Genomic DNA, 16,949 nt, shown 5'->3' with positions numbered 1-16,949 from the left:
AACACAAGAAAAGCTGGCCGATTTTGTGAGCGGGCCAGCAATTTCAACGACTAGTATAGCGTAAGCGGGGGAGGTGTCGCTACTGGCTATAAAAGAGGCACGGCGGAATGGGTCAGTCTACCTGGCTGCAATCCAGCATTATTTTCATTGTGGAATGCAGCCGGGCGGTAAGTTTAGATCGAAAGGCTTAAATATTACGCCTGAGGCGGCAGGCAAACCCCGATGCCGCCGATGCCGCAGTAGCCCTGCGGGTTTTTGTACAAGTACTGCTGGTGGTCGTCTTCCGCGTAATAGAACGGGCCTGCATTAGCAATCTCTGTGGTGACCTGGCGTTTGTCACCGGCGGCGGTCATCGCGGCCTGGAAGCGTTCAAGGCTGGCGTGGGCCGCTTTGTCCTGCTCCGGCGTCAGGGGATAAATAGCGGAGCGATATTGAGTCCCTACGTCGCCGCCCTGGCGCATGCCCTGAGCCGGATCGTGGTTTTCCCAGAACACCTGTAGCAGCTGCTCATAGCTGACGACTTTCGGGTCATACACTACACGCACCGCTTCCGCATGGCCGGTCTGGCCGCTACAGACTTCACGGTAGGTTGGGTTTGGGGTATAGCCGCCGCTGTAGCCCGCAGCCGTGCTGTAAACGCCGGGAATCTCCCAATACAAACGCTCGACGCCCCAAAAACATCCCATCGCAAACAGGGCGATTTCCATCCCATCTGGTACATTTGTCATAGAGTGTTCATTAACCGCATGAAGCGTGGCGACCGGCATTGGCGTGTTTCGCCCCGGCAGGGCTTCGGACTGAGCAACAGGGTGAGTTTTTTCGAACAAATGCATGGTGTTTTTCTCCGGGAAATCGATAAAAAAGCGAGCGGTTGTCATCAGTCCTGCAATTTCAGACAATACACACAACTTAAAGACTACATTACATATAAGAAAGATTTAGGCTAGTGAGTTATTTTCAACCCTTAATGTTAGGGTTTTGTTAATCCGCGGAGCGGTAATGACGTTTCCTTCCAGGGGTGGGAACAAGGATATTCAGGAGAAAACGTGCCAGCAATCCGTACTTTATGTATTACCAGCCTGTGTGTGGCGAGCACATGGGCCAGCGCAGCGAACGTGCGTTTGCAGGTTGAGGGACTCAGCGGCGAGCTGCAAAAAAACGTACGTGCCCAGCTTTCAACTATCGAAAGTGATGAAGTCACGCCGGATCGCCGTTTCCAGGCGCGCGTGGACGACGCTATTCGTGAAGGGCTAAAAGCCCTCGGCTATTACGAGCCGACGATTGATTTTACCCTTCGTCCGCCTCCGGCAAACGGTGGCAGACAGGTACTGCTCGCGAAAGTAGACGCAGGCCCGCCGGTGTTAATTGGCGGCACTGATGTTATTTTGCGCGGCGGTGCACGTACCGACAAAGACTATCTCGAGCTGCTAACCAAGCGGCCAAAAATCGGCACCGTTCTCGATCACGCCGATTACGACAACTTCAAAAAAGGGCTTTCCAGCGTTGCGCTGCGTAAAGGCTACTTCGACAGTGATTTCCGCAAAAGCCAGCTAGACGTTTCGCTGGACAGACACCAGGCGTTCTGGGATATCGACTACGACAGCGGCGAGCGCTACCGCTTTGGTGACGTCACTTTCGAAGGCTCGCAAATTCGCGAAGAGTACCTGCAAAACCTGATCCCGTTTAAGCCGGGTGACTACTACAAGTCGAGCGATCTGGCCGAGCTTAACCGCCGCCTGTCGGCAACCGGCTGGTTTAACTCTGTGGTTGTGGCGCCAGAATTTGAAAAGTCCCGGCAGACCAAAGTGCTGCCTCTGCACGGCGTAGTTTCTCCCCGTACCGAGAACACGATAGAAACCGGTGTGGGTTATTCAACCGACGTAGGCCCACGCCTGAAAGCCAGCTGGAAAAAGCCGTGGATGAACTCGTACGGCCACAGCCTGACGACCAGCACCAGCCTCTCCGGCCCGGAGCAGACGCTGGACTTCAGCTATAAAGTGCCGCTGCTCAAAAGCCCGCTGGAGCAATACTATCTGGTGCAGGGCGGCTTCAAACGCACCGATCTGAACGATACAAAATCTGACTCAACAACCGTGGCGCTTTCCCGCTACTGGGATATGTCGAGCGGCTGGCAGCGCGCGGTTAACCTGCGCTGGAGCCTCGACCACTTTACCCAGGCGGACGTCACCAACACCACGATGCTGCTCTACCCGGGCGTTAGCCTGAACCGTACGCGTTCGCGCGGCGGCCTGATGCCTACGTGGGGTGATTCACAGCGGTATTCAATTGATGTTTCCAACACGACATGGGGTTCAGACGTCGACTTTGGCGTTTTCCAGGCGCAAAACGTCTGGATCCGCTCGCTGTATGAAAAACACCGTTTTGTGGTGCGCGGCAACCTTGGCTGGATAGAAACCAACAACTTCAAGAAAGTCCCGCCGGACCTGCGTTTCTTCGCCGGTGGCGACCGCAGCATTCGCGGCTACAAATACAAATCTATCTCGCCTGAGGACAGCAACGGCAAGCTGACCGGTGCGTCCAAGCTGGCAACCGGCTCGCTGGAATACCAGTACAACGTGACCGGTAAATGGTGGGGCGCGGCGTTTGTTGACTCCGGCGAAGCGGTTAACGACATCAAGCGCAGTAATTTCAAAACCGGCGCGGGCGTTGGGGTTCGCTGGCAGTCTCCCGTTGGCCCAATCAAGCTCGATTTTGCGGTGCCGGTTGGCGATAAAGAAGAGCACGGTTTACAGTTTTACATCGGTTTGGGGCCTGAATTATGAGTCGTTGGAAGAAAATAAGCCTCGCGGTGTTGGCTGTTATTGTCTTGTTGGTTGCGGCACTAGGTTTCCTGGTCGGCACTACACCGGGCCTGCATTTGCTATTTAAAGGGGCTAACCGCTGGGTGCCGGGGCTGCACATCGCCCAGGTCGACGGCGGCTGGCGCAACCTGACGCTGAAGAACCTGAGCTACGAGCAGCCGGGTGTTGCGGTGCGAGCGGGCGAAGTGCATCTTGCGGTTAAGCTCAACTGCCTGTGGCACAGCAGCCTGTGCGTGAATGACTTCTCGCTAAAAAATGTCGATGTCGCTATCGACAGTAAAAAAATGCCGCCGTCTGCTCCAGTCGAAGAGCAGGACAGCGGCCCGCTCAACCTCTCCACGCCATATCCCATCACCCTCAGCCGCGTGGCGCTGAACAACGTCAACGTTAAAATCGACGACACCACCGTTTCGGTGATGGATTTCTCCAGCGGCCTGAGCTGGGAGCAGCGAAATCTCACGCTGACGCCAACCAGCCTTGAAGGCTTGCTTATTGCCCTGCCGAAAGCCGCGCAGGTGGCAAAAGAAGAAGTGGTGGAGCCGAAGATCCAGAACCCGCAGCCTGGCGAAGCTCCGCTTGGGGAAACGCTCCAGAAGCTCTTCGAGAAGCCGCTGCTGCCGGAAATGGCAGACGTAAACCTGCCGGTGAATCTGAATATTCAGGAATTCCGCGGCGCTCGCCTGCGCCTGACGGGCGACACCGATCTGATGATTAATTCGCTGTTGCTCAAAGTCAGCAGCATCGACGGTAACCTGAAGCTGGACGCGCTGGACGTGGACTCTTCCCAGGGGCTGGTGAACGCCACCGGCAGCGCCCAGCTGCGGGATAACTGGCCGGTAGATCTGACCCTTAACAGCACGCTGAACATCGACCCGCTGAAAGGTGAAAAGGTGAAGATGAAAGTCGGCGGCGCGCTGCGCGACGAGCTGAAAGTCGGCATTAACCTTTCAGGGCCGGTGGGCATGCAACTGAATGCTCAGGCGAAGCTTGCGGAGGCCGGACTGCCGCTGAATATCGCGCTGGACAGCAAGCAGCTTGCCTGGCCGCTGAGCGGTGAAAAACAGTACCAGGCGGATGACATCAAGCTGCGCCTGACCGGCAAGATGACCGACTACAAGCTTTCGTTCAGCACCGCCGTGAAGGGCGACCAGGTTCCACCCGCCACGATAACGCTTGATGGCAAAGGCAACGAGCAGCAGTTTAGCCTCGACAAACTGCGGGTGGCTGCGCTTCAGGGCAATACCGATCTGAAGGCGCTGGTGGACTGGAGCAAAGCGATTAGCTGGCGCGGCGAACTTACCCTCGCAGGAATCAATACCGCGAAGCAGTTCCCGGACTGGCCCGCGAAGCTGGACGGCAATATCAAAACCCGCGGCAGCCTGTACGGCGGCAGCTGGCAGATGGATATTCCCGAGCTGAAGCTCAGCGGAAACGTGAAACAGAACAAAGTGAACGTTCAGGGCGCACTCCAGGGCAACAACTACATGCAGTGGAAAGTGCCAGGCCTGCACATTGAGCTGGGGCGCAACACGGTGGATGTGAAGGGCGAGCTGGGCGAGAAAGATCTCAACCTGGACGCCAACATTAATGCGCCAAACCTGGATAATGCGCTGCCGGGCCTCGGCGGCACGGCGAAAGGCATCATCAAGGTGCGTGGCGATGTGAAAGCGCCGCAGTTGCTGGCTGACCTCACGGCAAATAGCCTGCGCTGGCAGGAACTGACCGTTGCCCGCGTGCTGCTCAAAGGCGACGTGAAGTCGAGTGAGCAAATCGGCGGCAACCTCAACCTGCGCGTAGAGCGCGTTGTTCAGCCCGGCGTGAAGGTCGATTTGGTTACGCTGGATGCGAAAGGCGATGAAAAGCAGCACCAGCTTCAGCTGCGTATTCAGGGCGAACCCGTTTCCGGGCGGCTGAACCTCAGCGGCAGCTTTGACCGCAATGAAGAGCGCTGGCGCGGCAAGCTGACCGATACGCGCTTCGACACGCCGGTTGGCCCGTGGGCGCTGAACCGCGAGCTAACGCTGGACTTCCGTAATAAAGAACAGAAGATTGCGATTGGCCCACACTGCTGGGTTAACCCGAACGCCGAGCTTTGCGTACCGCAAACCATTGACGCCGGAGCTAAAGGCCGCGCGGTGGTGAACCTTAACCGCTTCGACCTGGCGATGCTAAAACCGGTGATGCCGGAAGAGACTCAGGCCAGCGGCGTGTTTACCGGTAAAGCGGATGTGAGCTGGGACAGCGAGTCCGGCGGCCTGCCTCAGGGCCAGGTCACGCTTAGCGGGCGCGGCGTGAAGGTCGCGCAGGTGGTTAACGGAAATACGCTGCCGGTCGCCTTCGATACGCTAAACCTGAACGCTGAGCTGAAGAACAATCGCGCCCAGCTGGGCTGGTTGGTCAAAGTGGCGAACAACGGGCAGTTCGACGGCCAGGTGCAAATAACCGACCCGCAGGGGCGGCGTAACCTGGGCGGCAACGTCAATATTCGTAACTTCTCGCTGGCTATTGCCAACGCTATCTTCTCGCGCGGCGAGAAAGCAGACGGCACGCTGAATGCTAACCTGCGTCTTGGCGGTAACCTTGAACGTCCTCAGATGTTTGGGCAGATGCAACTCAACGGCGTTGATGTTGAAGGCAACTTTATGCCGTTCGAAATGCAGCCGAGCCAGATTGCAATGAACTTCAACGGCATGAATTCAACGCTGCAGGGCGTGGTGCGAACCAAACAGGGGCAAATAGTCCTCAGCGGCGACGCAGACTGGACGCAAATCGACAACTGGCGGGCGCGTATTGCCGCGAAGGGCAGCAAGGTGCGTATCACAGTGCCGCCGATGGTGCGGCTGGACGTTTCCCCGGATATCGAGTTTGTGGCAACCCCGAGCCTGTTCACCCTTAACGGCAATGTTGACGTGCCGTGGGCGCGTATCGTGGTCCACGATGTGCCGGGCAGCGCGGTGGGCGTATCCAGCGATGAAGTGATGCTGGATAAAGATCTGAAACCGGTGAATCCGAAGTCGGCAAGTATTCCAATCAACAGCAATCTGACGATTCACGTTGGCAATAATGTCCGGCTGGATGCCTTCGGCCTGAAAGCTCGCCTCACCGGCGATCTTAAAATGGTGCAGGATAAGCAGGGGCTGGGTCTGAACGGCCAAATCAGCATTCCGCAGGGGCGCTTCCATGCTTATGGGCAGGATCTTATCGTGCGCAAAGGCGAGCTGCTGTTCTCCGGCCCGCCGGATAACCCGTATCTCAACATTGAAGCGGTGCGTAACCCTGAAGCGACGGAAAACGACGTCACGGCGGGCGTTCGGGTTACCGGGCCTGCCGACGAACCGAAAGCTGAAATCTTCTCTGACCCGGCGATGTCACAGCAGGAAGCCTTGTCCTACCTGCTTCGCGGCCAGGGATTAGACACTTCCGGCAACGATGGCGACGCGATGACTTCAATGCTTGTGGGTCTGGGGGTTGCACAAAGTGGTCAGGTTGTGGGTAAAATCGGCGAGACGTTTGGCGTAAGCAACCTGGCGCTCGACACCGCAGGGGTAGGAGACTCTTCCCAGGTGGTCGTCAGCGGCTATGTACTGCCGGGTCTTCAGGTTAAATATGGCGTAGGTATTTTTGACTCTCTGGCGACGTTAACGCTGCGTTATCGTCTGATGCCTAAGCTATATCTGGAAGCGGTGTCTGGCGTAGATCAGGCACTAGATCTGCTCTATCAGTTTGAGTTTTAGCAATGCGAATATTTGTTTACGGCAGTTTACGACGCAAACAAGGTAACAGCCACTGGATGACCAACGCCCAGTGGCTGGGCGACCACACGCAGGAAAACTACGTGTTGTATAGCCTTGGGCATTATCCAGGCGCCGTGCCGGGCGATGGCATCGTATCGGGTGAAGTTTACCGGATAGACGCCTCCACACTTTCCGAGCTGGATGCACTGCGCACCAAAGGGGGCGAGTACCGACGCCAGCTGATTCAGACACCTTACGGCGGAGCCTGGATGTACGTTTACCAGCGCCCGGTGGACGGGCTAACGCGCATCGACAGCGGGAACTGGCTGGATCGAGAAAAGTATTAAGCACATCTAAAGCGGCTACCCCAACAGGTAGCCGTTTTTTTATCCCTGCGGCCTTCCATTATTTTGTCATCTTGATCCGCCGTACATTTTTCCGTGGGAAGCCCATTCCAAAATTAAACTCTGCTCACATTTTGTTCTGTTCATGCGTCTGAATCAGTTTTATAACTGGCGCAGTCTCATGTTGTTGTGTTTATACTTTGTATAACACACCCGGCAGGAGAGAGAGATGCGCATCACCATCAAAAAATGGGGGAACAGTGCTGGTATGGTCATTCCCGGTGCATTAATGGATGAGCTAGGGCTCAAGATTGGGCAAAGTATGGAGGCGGAAGTGTTTAACAATCAGCTGATTATGAAACCCGTAAGGAAAAAGTACACTCTGGACGAACTGCTGGCTCTGGGTGACCCATCGGCGCCAAAAGTGTCTGAAGAAGAGATTTGGGGCAAGGATAACCCGGTCGGGAAAGAAGTATGGTGAGACGTGGGGGTTTTGAAAGGGGCGATATCGTTCTCGTGGGGTTCAATCCCGCCGTTGGCCGGGAGCAACAGGGGGAAGGCCGTCCTGCTCTGGTGCTTTCAACCCGGGCGTTTAACCAGACGGGCACGGTGCTGGTGGCACCCATCACTCAGGGCGGAAATTACGCAAGGGACGCAGGTTTTGCCGTTTCCCTGAGCGGATGCGGGACGGAGACCTGCGGCGTGGTGCTGGTTAACCAGGCCAGAATGGTCGATCTTGAATGCCGCGGGGCACAAAAACTTGAGGCCGCTCCGCTAGACGTTGTTGAGGAAGTTTTAGCCAGGCTTCAGGCCATCCTCGAATAAACAAAAACACCGCCCGGAGGCGGTGTTTGCTCTTTACTCGCAGGCTGAGAATTACTTCTTAGCGGCGCGTTCGAAAGAGGCGATGATTTCTGCTTTGGCAGCTTCGGCATTGTCCCAGCCGTCAACTTTCACCCATTTGCCTTTTTCGAGGTCTTTGTAGTGCTCGAAGAAGTGAGTGATCTGCGCTTTCAGCAGTTCTGGCAGGTCGTTCACATCTTTAATGTGATCGTACTCTTTGCTCAGTTTGGTGTGCGGAACAGCAACCAGTTTAGCGTCTTCGCCAGACTCGTCGGTCATTTTCAGCACGCCAACAGGGCGGCAACGAATCACGCTGCCTGGCTCCAGCGGGTATGGAGTTGGGACCAGAACGTCTACCGGGTCACCGTCCAGAGACAGGGTGTGGTTGATGTAACCGTAGTTGCACGGGTAGAACATCGCGGTAGACATGAAGCGGTCAACAAACAGCGCGCCGCTATCCTTGTCTACTTCGTATTTGATTGGGTCAGCGTTAGCCGGGATTTCAATAACAACGTAGATATCTTCCGGCAGATCTTTACCCGCTGGAACGTTGAGTAAGCTCATGTCTCTTTCCTTTAAACTGGTGTATTTCAAGTGCCCGATATTATAGCCAACTGCGGTTAAATGTCTTTTGCTGTTTTTCCCCAACGGCCTAAGACGCTACGCTAAACGGCCCTCCCGCGCGGCCGCCTGCCCGGATAACCGTGCGAACCTGCCTGCGCTAAACGTCATGGCAACAAGCACTTAACGTACGCAAATAACGCAAATTGATTAAACATTTTCCTAAAATTGCCGATAACACGCTCACTACTTTATTCATGAGCCATCGTTAAACCGGGAATTAAGCATGTTGAGAAATTTGTCGATTCGCACGGGGCTGCTGACGCTGTTGGCAGTTATGACGTTCCTGCTGTTGGTTGTTAGCGGCATTGGCATTTATGCCCTGCAGCAAAGTTCCGCTTCTCTTGAGCGCATTAATCGCCTGCAGGGTGAGCAAATGGTGCGCGTCAGCGATGGTTATATTCTGCTGCTGCGCGCCCGTAATGAGGCCGGTCAGTCGGTACGGCAGATGGAAATCGGCATGCTGGATGATGCGACGAAGTCGGCTAAAAATGTGACCGTCGAAGTAGAGCAGGCGCAGAAAAATCTAAAATCTGTTATCGACAGCGGCGTGAGCGACGAGCAGGGCGATGCTCTTCTGGCAAGTCTGGCCAAAAGCTATGCAGCCTATCAGGCTCAGGGGATTGCCCCGATGCTGGCGGCGCTGCAAAAGCAAAGCCCGGACGACTATTACGATCTGCTGGAAAAAAGCCTGATCCCGCTTGGGCAGAAATTTGATACCGACGTGCAGGCGTTTCAGCGCTGGGGTGAAGCCCGCGGCAACAGCGAAGTGGCTGGCGTCCAGCTGCATAAGAAAATCGTTCTTGGCTTTATTATCCTTGCCGCGCTGCTGACTGCCGCCATCATTGTGCTGGTGTGGCTGGCGCTGCGCCATCTGCTGCTTAAGCCGCTGGATGAAGCCATTCACCAGCTGGAGTTTGTCGCCGAAGGTGATTTAACCCAGCCGCTGCCGCAAACCGGTAACAACGAATTTGGCCGCCTTGCCGGAGCGATTGTGGCGATGCGGACCTCTCTGGTGGACTCGGTAAGCCGCGTGCGCGACGCATCATCTCAGATTGATACCGGCAGCCGCGAGCTGGCCGCAGGCAACCTCAACCTCTCCCAGCGTACTGAATCCACTGCAACCTCGCTGGAAGAAACCGCAGCCAGCATGGAGCAAATCACCGCCACCGTGAAGCAAAACGCCGATAACGCCGAGCAGGCCCATAAGCTGGCTAAAGTGGTTTCCGACACCGCCGACCGCGGCAGTGAAATGGTTTGCTACGTGATTGAAAAAATGCGTGATATTTCAGGAAGCGCCGGCCGTATTGCAGATATTCTTAGCGTTATCGACGGCATCGCTTTCCAGACCAATATCCTGGCGCTCAACGCCTCGGTGGAAGCGGCTCGCGCCGGGGAGCAGGGGCGTGGTTTTGCCGTGGTAGCCGGTGAAGTTCGCACTCTGGCAAGCCGTAGCGCCGAAGCGGCCAAAGAGATCCGCACCCTGATTTCTGACTCTCAGACGCATGTAGGCGAGGGTAGCGAACTGGCGCAGCAGGCCGGTGAAACAATGGATGAAATCGCCGAAGAAATTATGCGTATGACCAGGCTGGTACGTGAAATTGCCAACGCTTCTAACGAGCAAAGCCACGGAATTGAGCAGGTGAATATTGCCGTGAGCCAGATGGATGAAGCGGCTCAGCAGAACGCGGCGTTAGTGGAAGAGTCTACGGCGGCAACCCGTTCGCTGGAAGAGCAGTCTCAGCAGTTGGTTACGGCGATGGCGTCATTTCGCTATTAAGTGAAGCGCTAAAAAGAGACTGTAATTAAAATTGTGTAATTGCCTGTTTTTGATATGTTCACTCCCACAACGGAGACAGGCAAATTATGGACGAGAAGAAACTTAAAGCCCTTGCGGCTGAGCTGGCCAAAGGCCTTAAAACTGAGGCTGACCTCAATCAGTTTTCCCGCATGCTCACGAAGCTGACCGTTGAAACGGCGCTCAATGCAGAGCTGACTGACCACCTCGGGCACGAGAAAAATGCCCCTAAAACTGGCACCAACACCCGCAACGGTTACTCTTCAAAAACGCTGCTGTGCGACGACGGTGAAATCGAGCTGAACACGCCGCGCGACCGGGAAAATACCTTTGAGCCTCAGCTGATTAAGAAGAATCAGACGCGTATCACGCAGATGGACAGCCAGATTTTGTCCCTGTACGCCAAAGGCATGACCACGCGGGAAATCGTCGATACGTTCAAAGAGATTTACGATGCCGATGTGTCACCGGCCCTGATTTCAAAAGTCACGGATGCCGTTAAAGAGCAGGTCGCCGAATGGCAGAATCGCCAGCTGGATGCACTCTATCCCATTGTTTATATGGACTGTATTGTTGTTAAGGTTCGCCAGAACGGCAGCGTGATTAACAAAGCGGTGTTCCTGGCGCTGGGCATCAATACCGAAGGCCGGAAAGAGCTTCTGGGGATGTGGCTGGCTGAAAATGAAGGTGCAAAGTTCTGGCTGAACGTGCTGACGGAACTTAAAAATCGCGGCCTTCAGGACATCCTGATTGCCTGCGTGGATGGCCTGAAGGGCTTCCCGGATGCGATAAACAGCGTCTATCCGCAGACTCACATCCAGCTGTGCATCATCCACATGGTGCGTAACAGCCTGAAATACGTGGCGTGGAAAGACTACAAAGCGGTCACGGGCGGGCTGAAAGCCGTTTATCAGACCCCCACAGAAGCTGCCGCGCTGATGGCACTGGATGCGTTCGCAGAAAAATGGGATGACAAATATCCGCAAATCAGCAAAAGCTGGCGTGCGCACTGGGAAAATCTCAATACGTTCTTCGGCTATCCGCCTGACATCCGAAAAGCTATCTACACCACGAATGCCATCGAATCGCTGAACAGCGTTATCCGTGCCGCTATAAAGAAACGCAAGGTGTTCCCGACGGATGACTCGGTGCGGAAGGTGGTGTATCTGGCGATACAGGCAGCATCGAAAAAATGGAGCATGCCGATCCAGAACTGGCGGCTGGCGATGAGCCGTTTTATTATCGAGTTCGGTGACCGCCTGAGCGATCACCTTTAACACGATGGCAGTTACACAGAATTATTTACAGGGTCGCTAAAAACCCTCTCCCCGATGTGTACGTTCCGGGGACATAGTAGACAGATGTTCGGGGACATAGTGAACACCTTTTAACATCTTTTACCCATGATGATCGACCGGTTCTTCAGGTCGATCATTCCCACTTTCGTGCTGTACCACCACACCTCATAACAACCGTCCTCACCGCTTTCCTTCAGCCCCACTCGCTCTCCCCTGAACGCTTTGCCCGCTTTCAGGCTGATACCTCTGATGCTCAGGCTTCCACTGATATCCACTTTTCTTACCGCCACGCCGTCATCGTACTCCGGCCCGGGAGCATCGCTTCTGTACTGTCTGGCCGAAGGCTGATAGCGCGAACCCGGGACCGCCATATTCAGTCCCTCATGCGGGCGTTCAAAGTTATAGACCTCCCGCCAGTGGTCAAATACCCGCTGGAGCTGGTCGCTGTCCGTGAACCATTTCCCCTGCAGAACCTCCGCCTTCAGACTGCGGTGAAAACGCTCGAGCTTGCCCTGCGTCTGGGGATGATAAGGCCGCGAGTGCCCCACCCGGATACCCTGACGCATCAGCCACAGCTCCAGCGCGGTCCAGGTCCCGGTGGTGTCTCCCCAGGGCGCCCCGTTATCCATGGTCATCCTCTCCGGCAGGCCATAGCGCTCAAACACCTTTGTCAGATGTGACTGCACGGTCTCACGCCGCTCGTTGTCGCAGTGCGTCAGGCAGAGTGAAAACCGGGAGTGGTCGTCCAGCAGCGTGAGGGGATGGCTGCGCCCACCGGCGAAGGGAAAGTGTCCCTTAAAATCCATCTGCCAGAGGGCGTTCGGCCTGCCGTGTTCGAAGCGACCGGCAGAGGGGATACCCGGCGGTACACCGGGTAGCAGGCCGTGACGGTGCATCAGGTTGTGCACGGTACTGACGGCAGGAAGGTGGTGCCCCTGCGCTTCCAGCCAGGCCTTAATCTTGCGGGCTCCCCAGCGGGGATGGGCCAGGTGTGCCTGCTGTAACAGGTCAGCCACCTGAGCGGCGGTGGCGTTGGGAGAATGATGGGGAGCCCGTGAGCGGTCAGCGAGGCCGGGAAGTCCGGCCTCGAGAAAGCGGCAAAGCCACTTATATCCGGTGGCGGGCGCGATGCCGAAGTGGCGACAGAGCGCCCGGATGTTAGCCCCGTCCTGCGAGGCAAAGTGAACAAACTCGTGACGTAATGACATGGTATCTCTCGCATCCCAGGGCATAAGCGACTCCGGAAGAGGGTTCTTATGCCGTAGTTGTAAGTGTCTACCATGTCCCCGAACAAGTGTTCACCATGTCTCCGGTATGTACAGATGGGAGAGGGTGAGAAGAAAGAAATCAGGCGTCCGGGTATTCGCGAATAAAACGCTCGACGTCTTCAACCATGTGCTGAGTGCCGACAAAGAAAGGGCGGCGCTGGTGCAGGGTGGTTGGGATGATGTCCAGAATACGCTCTTTACCGTCGCTGGCTTTGCCGCCGGCCTGTTCCGCAAGGAACGCCATCGGGTTGCCTTCATACAGCAAACGCAGTTTGCCTTCAGGGTGGCTGGCGGTGCTTGGATAAAGGTAAATCCCGCCTTTCAGCAGGTTACGATGGAAGTCCGCAACCAGAGAGCCAATGTAGCGCGAGGTGTAAGGGCGCTTGCTGGCCGCATCTTCTTCCTGGCAGAATTTGATGTACTTCTTCACGCCGTTCGGGAATTTAATGTAGTTGCCTTCGTTAATGGAGTAGGTGTTGCCTCTCTCCGGGAAGCGCATACGTTCCTGGCTCAGGCAGAATACGCCGAGTGAAGGATCGTAGGTGAAGGCGTGAACGCCGCAGCCGGTGGTGTAAACCAGCATCGTCGAGGAGCCATAAACCACATATCCCGCTGCAACCTGCTTGTTGCCGGGCTGCAGGAAGTCCTCTTCGGTTACCGGAGTGCCTACGGGAGTGATACGGCGGTAGATAGAAAATATGGTGCCAACCGAGACGTTGACATCAATGTTAGAAGAGCCGTCAAGCGGGTCCATCAGCACCACGTATTTGGCCTGCTCCGCGCCCTCGAAGACGACAATGTCATCCTCTTCTTCGGAGGCAATACCTGCCACAATGCCGCGTGCCTTCAGCGCTGCCTTGAGTTTTTCATTCGCAAACAGGTCGAGTTTTTGCTGCTCCTCGCCCTGCACGTTTTCGGCACCGCTCGCACCCAGGATATCGACCAGACCGGCCTTATTGATATCGCGGTGGATGATTTTAGCGCCCAGCTTTATCGCCGACAGTAAAGCCGTAAGCTCACCGGTAGCATGAGAAAACTCGTGCTGCTTTTCGACAATAAATTCACCTAACGTTTTCATAACACTTTCCCTGCATCATTATGTTGGATAAAACGATCGCAACAATCTTAACAAATATTCAAAACATCGCGCACAGGTGAATCGCGCCAGCAAGTTAAGGAATATCCTGAAATGCGTTTCGCCCCGGAGGCCATACGGTTAGAATGTGCGCCAAACAAAGAAAGGATAGTTTCGTATGCGCATTCATATTCTAGGGATCTGTGGCACCTTTATGGGCGGCCTGGCGATGCTGGCTCGCTCTTTAGGGCATGAAGTGACTGGCTCGGACGCCAATGTTTACCCGCCGATGAGCACGCTGCTTGAACAGCAGGGGATCTCGTTAATCGAAGGTTATGACGCCAGCCAGCTCGACCCGCATCCTGACCTGGTGATTATCGGCAACGCGATGACGCGCGGTAATCCTTGTGTTGAAGCGGTGCTGGAGCAGGGCATTCCTTATATGTCCGGCCCGCAGTGGCTGCATGACTTTGTGCTGCGCGACCGCTGGGTGATTGCGGTTGCCGGTACTCACGGTAAAACCACGACGGCCGGAATGGCGACCTGGATTCTGGAAGCCTGCGGCTATAAGCCGGGCTTTGTCATCGGCGGCGTACCGGGGAACTTTGAGGTTTCTGCTCGCCTGGGCGACAGCTCATTCTTCGTGATTGAAGCCGACGAATATGACTGCGCGTTCTTCGACAAGCGTTCCAAATTCGTGCATTACTGCCCGCGCACGCTGATCCTCAATAACCTTGAGTTCGACCACGCGGATATCTTCGACGATCTGAAAGCCATCCAGAAGCAGTTCCACCATCTGGTGCGCATCGTGCCGGGCCAGGGGAAAATTATCTGGCCGGAAAACGACGCAAACCTGAAGCAAACCCTGGCAATGGGCTGCTGGAGCGAGCAGGAACTGGTTGGCGAGCAGGGCCACTGGCAGGCTAAAAAGCTGACGACCGATGCCTCCCAGTGGGAAGTCTATCTGGACGGCGAGTGCGTCGGCACCGTGAACTGGCAGCTTGTGGGCGAACACAATATGCATAACGGCCTGATGGCGATTGCCGCCGCCCGGCATGTTGGCGTCACGCCGGCAGATGCCGCTCAGGCACTGGGCGGTTTCGTTAACGCACGCCGCCGCCTTGAGCTGCGCGGTGAAGCTAATGGCGTAACCGTTTATGATGATTTTGCTCATCATCCGACGGCAATTCTGGCCACCCTTGCTGCGCTACGCGGTAAAGTTGGCGGAACGGCGCGCATTCTGGCGGTGCTGGAGCCTCGTTCAAACACCATGAAAATGGGCGTCTGCAAAGACGATCTGGCGCCATCTTTGGGGCGTGCAGATGAAGTCTTCCTGCTGCAACCGCAGCATATTCCATGGCAGGTTGCGGAAGTGGCTGAGGCCTGCGTGCAGCCAGCGCACTGGAGTGCGGACGTGGATACGCTGGCCGATATGATTGTGAAAACAGCGCAGCCCGGCGACCATATTCTGGTGATGAGCAATGGCGGCTTCGGCGGCATTCATCAGAAGCTGCTGAACGGTCTGGCTAAAAAAGCGGAACTTGCGGACGAGCAGGCTATTTAAGCCAAGCCCGTGTAGCATGCGGTCAAGGGCGTACTTCGGGTACGCCCTTTTTGTTTAAAGCGAGCCAGCCACTTTAAATGTGTCTGTTACCTTAGGATCCACACCGAAGCGGTTAACGCCTGGCGTCCCGTTCTGGCAGTTGAACGCCAGAATAATCAGCCAGCCAACGACAGGGATCAGCAGCAGCAGAAGCCACCATGCGGAACGATCGGTATCGTGCAGGCGGCGGAACTGTACTGCCCAGAGCGGCAGGAAAACCAGGATGCTGTAAATTGTGGTGAGCGCTCCTTCATCTTTATAGATATGAAGTCCAAGCATTCTGTCCAGCACGCTGAGTACGCCAGCCAGAATGAAGTTCACCAGATGGAACATCCAGTACTCTTTGCGGCGTGCACGGCCGCTAAAACCAAGATAATTTCTTAATGCTTTGAAATACCAATCCATTTACGGCCCGCCTTGATTATCCGAAAATCACCCGATAGATAAGCGATCGTTTCAAGAATAGTCGTGAAAATCTGGGCCGTAAATCATTGTTGTGGTGAATATTCTTAACCCCGGCTAAACCGGACATCGCGCCCGTGCGGCTGGTCTAAATCCTGCGCAGGGCCGACGGAAATAACACCGGTTGGGTTAATCGTTTTATGGCTGCGATAGTAGTGGTTGCGAATATGCGGGAAGCTCACCGTTTCGCTTATCCCCGGCAACTGATAGATGTCGCGCAGGAAGCCGTAAAGATTGGGGTAGTCGCTGATGCGGCGTTTGTCGCATTTGAAGTGGGTGACATACACCGGATCAAAGCGTACCAGCGTCGTCCACAGGCGAATATCCGCCTCGGTCAGCTGGTTACCGGTTAAATAGCGGTGCTGGCCGAGGATTTGCTCAAGACGTTCCAGAGAGATGAAAAGCTTGTCGACGGCTTCGTCATAGGCTTCCTGCGAAGTGGCGAATCCTGCTTTATACACGCCGTTATTCACCGAGTCGTAGATCCAGCCGTTTAGCTCATCTATCTCACTTCTCAGCGCTTCGGGGTAGTAGTCTCCTGCTCGCGCACCAAGCGCATCAAACGCCGTGTTGAACATGCGGATGATTTCAGCCGACTCGTTGCTGACGATGGTTTGATTTTTCTTATCCCACAGCACCGGCACCGTAACGCGCCCGGTATAGTTCGGGTCTGCCTGAAGATAGAGCTGATAGAGAAAATCGTGCTGATAAAGAGTGTCGCCGGTTGCGTCCGGGAAGTCTGTGCCAAACGTCCAGCCATTTTGCAGCATCAGCGGGTGTACTACGGAAACAGAGATAAAGGGCTCGAGACCTTTCAGCTTGCGAACCATCAGGGTGCGGTGCGCCCACGGGCAGGCGAGGGAGACATACAGATGATAGCGATCTTTTTCGGCGGCAAAGCCTTTGCTACCGTCTGGACCGGCGGTGCCGTCTGCGGTCAGCCAGTTGCGGAAGGCGGATTCGGTGCGCTTGAAGCGGCCGCCGGTCGATTTGGTGTCGTACCAGACGTCATGCCAGACGCCGTCGATGAGTTGCCCCATTTTTTTCTCCTCCTCAATAGCAAAAAAGCGAAGACAATGTC

The 16,949-nt window shown here is 55.5% G+C and carries 14 protein-coding genes; 8 read left to right on the top strand and 6 right to left on the bottom strand.

Features of this window, described 5'->3' with window-relative positions; genetic code table 11:
- Positions 1 to 194: 194 nt before the first annotated feature.
- A complete protein-coding gene (gene msrA, locus ACG1VR_RS20450) occupies positions 195 to 833 on the bottom strand; it encodes a peptide-methionine (S)-S-oxide reductase MsrA (protein ID WP_395491127.1) in 639 nt (212 codons plus the stop codon).
- 213 nt (positions 834 to 1,046) lie between these two features.
- Between msrA and tamA the strand changes: the two genes are divergently transcribed.
- The 5 genes from tamA (at position 1,047) to ACG1VR_RS20425 (ending at position 7,725) form a co-directional block, all read left to right on the top strand.
- Entirely contained in the window at positions 1,047 to 2,783 is a 1,737-nt protein-coding gene (tamA, locus tag ACG1VR_RS20445; RefSeq protein ID WP_395489679.1) for an autotransporter assembly complex protein TamA, read from the top strand.
- On the top strand, positions 2,780 to 6,556 hold the full coding sequence (locus ACG1VR_RS20440) for a translocation/assembly module TamB domain-containing protein (RefSeq protein WP_395489678.1): 3,777 nt from the start codon (positions 2,780 to 2,782) through the stop codon (positions 6,554 to 6,556). The genes tamA and ACG1VR_RS20440 overlap by 4 nt, the downstream gene beginning before the upstream one ends.
- Positions 6,557 to 6,558: 2 nt before the next feature.
- Positions 6,559 to 6,903, top strand: coding sequence for a gamma-glutamylcyclotransferase (locus ACG1VR_RS20435; RefSeq protein ID WP_039897855.1), 345 nt, complete (start codon positions 6,559 to 6,561; stop codon positions 6,901 to 6,903).
- Positions 6,904 to 7,129: 226 nt separating this feature from the next.
- Positions 7,130 to 7,381 (top strand): AbrB/MazE/SpoVT family DNA-binding domain-containing protein, encoded by a 252-nt coding sequence (locus tag ACG1VR_RS20430; RefSeq protein WP_016534657.1) that lies wholly within the window; start codon positions 7,130 to 7,132, stop codon positions 7,379 to 7,381.
- Positions 7,375 to 7,725 carry a type II toxin-antitoxin system ChpB family toxin gene (locus ACG1VR_RS20425; RefSeq protein ID WP_016534658.1) on the top strand — a complete coding sequence of 117 codons (351 nt, stop codon included), beginning with the start codon at positions 7,375 to 7,377 and terminating at the stop codon, positions 7,723 to 7,725. The genes ACG1VR_RS20430 and ACG1VR_RS20425 overlap by 7 nt, the downstream gene beginning before the upstream one ends.
- A 51-nt stretch (positions 7,726 to 7,776) precedes the next feature.
- Here the strand turns inward: ACG1VR_RS20425 and ppa are convergent, their stop codons facing one another.
- Positions 7,777 to 8,307: an inorganic diphosphatase gene (ppa, locus tag ACG1VR_RS20420; RefSeq protein ID WP_016534659.1), complete on the bottom strand. Its 531-nt coding sequence runs from the start codon at positions 8,305 to 8,307 to the stop codon at positions 7,777 to 7,779.
- Positions 8,308 to 8,590: 283 nt separating this feature from the next.
- On the opposite strand from ppa, the gene ACG1VR_RS20415 reads away from it, so the two are divergent.
- Entirely contained in the window at positions 8,591 to 10,144 is a 1,554-nt protein-coding gene (locus tag ACG1VR_RS20415; RefSeq protein WP_395489677.1) for a methyl-accepting chemotaxis protein, read from the top strand.
- An 86-nt stretch (positions 10,145 to 10,230) separates the two neighbouring features.
- Positions 10,231 to 11,439 (top strand): IS256 family transposase, encoded by a 1,209-nt coding sequence (locus tag ACG1VR_RS20410; RefSeq protein ID WP_395488870.1) that lies wholly within the window; start codon positions 10,231 to 10,233, stop codon positions 11,437 to 11,439.
- Positions 11,440 to 11,549: 110 nt separating this feature from the next.
- Here ACG1VR_RS20410 and ACG1VR_RS20405 read toward each other — a convergent pair whose 3' ends face one another.
- Positions 11,550 to 12,692, bottom strand: a complete 1,143-nt coding sequence (locus tag ACG1VR_RS20405; RefSeq protein WP_395488908.1) for an IS481 family transposase — start codon at positions 12,690 to 12,692, stop codon at positions 11,550 to 11,552.
- Between the two features lie 115 nt (positions 12,693 to 12,807).
- Entirely contained in the window at positions 12,808 to 13,806 is a 999-nt protein-coding gene (fbp, locus tag ACG1VR_RS20400; RefSeq protein ID WP_016534661.1) for a class 1 fructose-bisphosphatase, read from the bottom strand.
- 175 nt (positions 13,807 to 13,981) lie between these two features.
- Here fbp and mpl point away from each other — a divergent pair, with 175 nt between their 5' ends.
- Positions 13,982 to 15,367, top strand: coding sequence for a UDP-N-acetylmuramate:L-alanyl-gamma-D-glutamyl-meso-diaminopimelate ligase (mpl, locus tag ACG1VR_RS20395; RefSeq protein ID WP_016534662.1), 1,386 nt, complete (start codon positions 13,982 to 13,984; stop codon positions 15,365 to 15,367).
- Positions 15,368 to 15,421: 54 nt separating this feature from the next.
- Here the strand turns inward: mpl and ACG1VR_RS20390 are convergent, their stop codons facing one another.
- Both ACG1VR_RS20390 and ACG1VR_RS20385 read right to left on the bottom strand, forming a co-directional pair.
- Positions 15,422 to 15,811: a DUF805 domain-containing protein gene (locus tag ACG1VR_RS20390; RefSeq protein ID WP_016534663.1), complete on the bottom strand. Its 390-nt coding sequence runs from the start codon at positions 15,809 to 15,811 to the stop codon at positions 15,422 to 15,424.
- 104 nt (positions 15,812 to 15,915) lie between these two features.
- A complete protein-coding gene (locus ACG1VR_RS20385; RefSeq protein WP_395489676.1) occupies positions 15,916 to 16,908 on the bottom strand; it encodes a glutathione S-transferase family protein in 993 nt (330 codons plus the stop codon).
- Between the last annotated feature and the right edge of the window lie 41 nt (positions 16,909 to 16,949).

This window comes from Cedecea davisae, assembly GCF_044095835.1.
Lineage (GTDB): Bacteria > Pseudomonadota > Gammaproteobacteria > Enterobacterales > Enterobacteriaceae > Cedecea > Cedecea davisae.
Note: the sequence above shows the minus strand (reverse complement) of the source record. Positions and strands in the feature narration are given on the sequence as shown.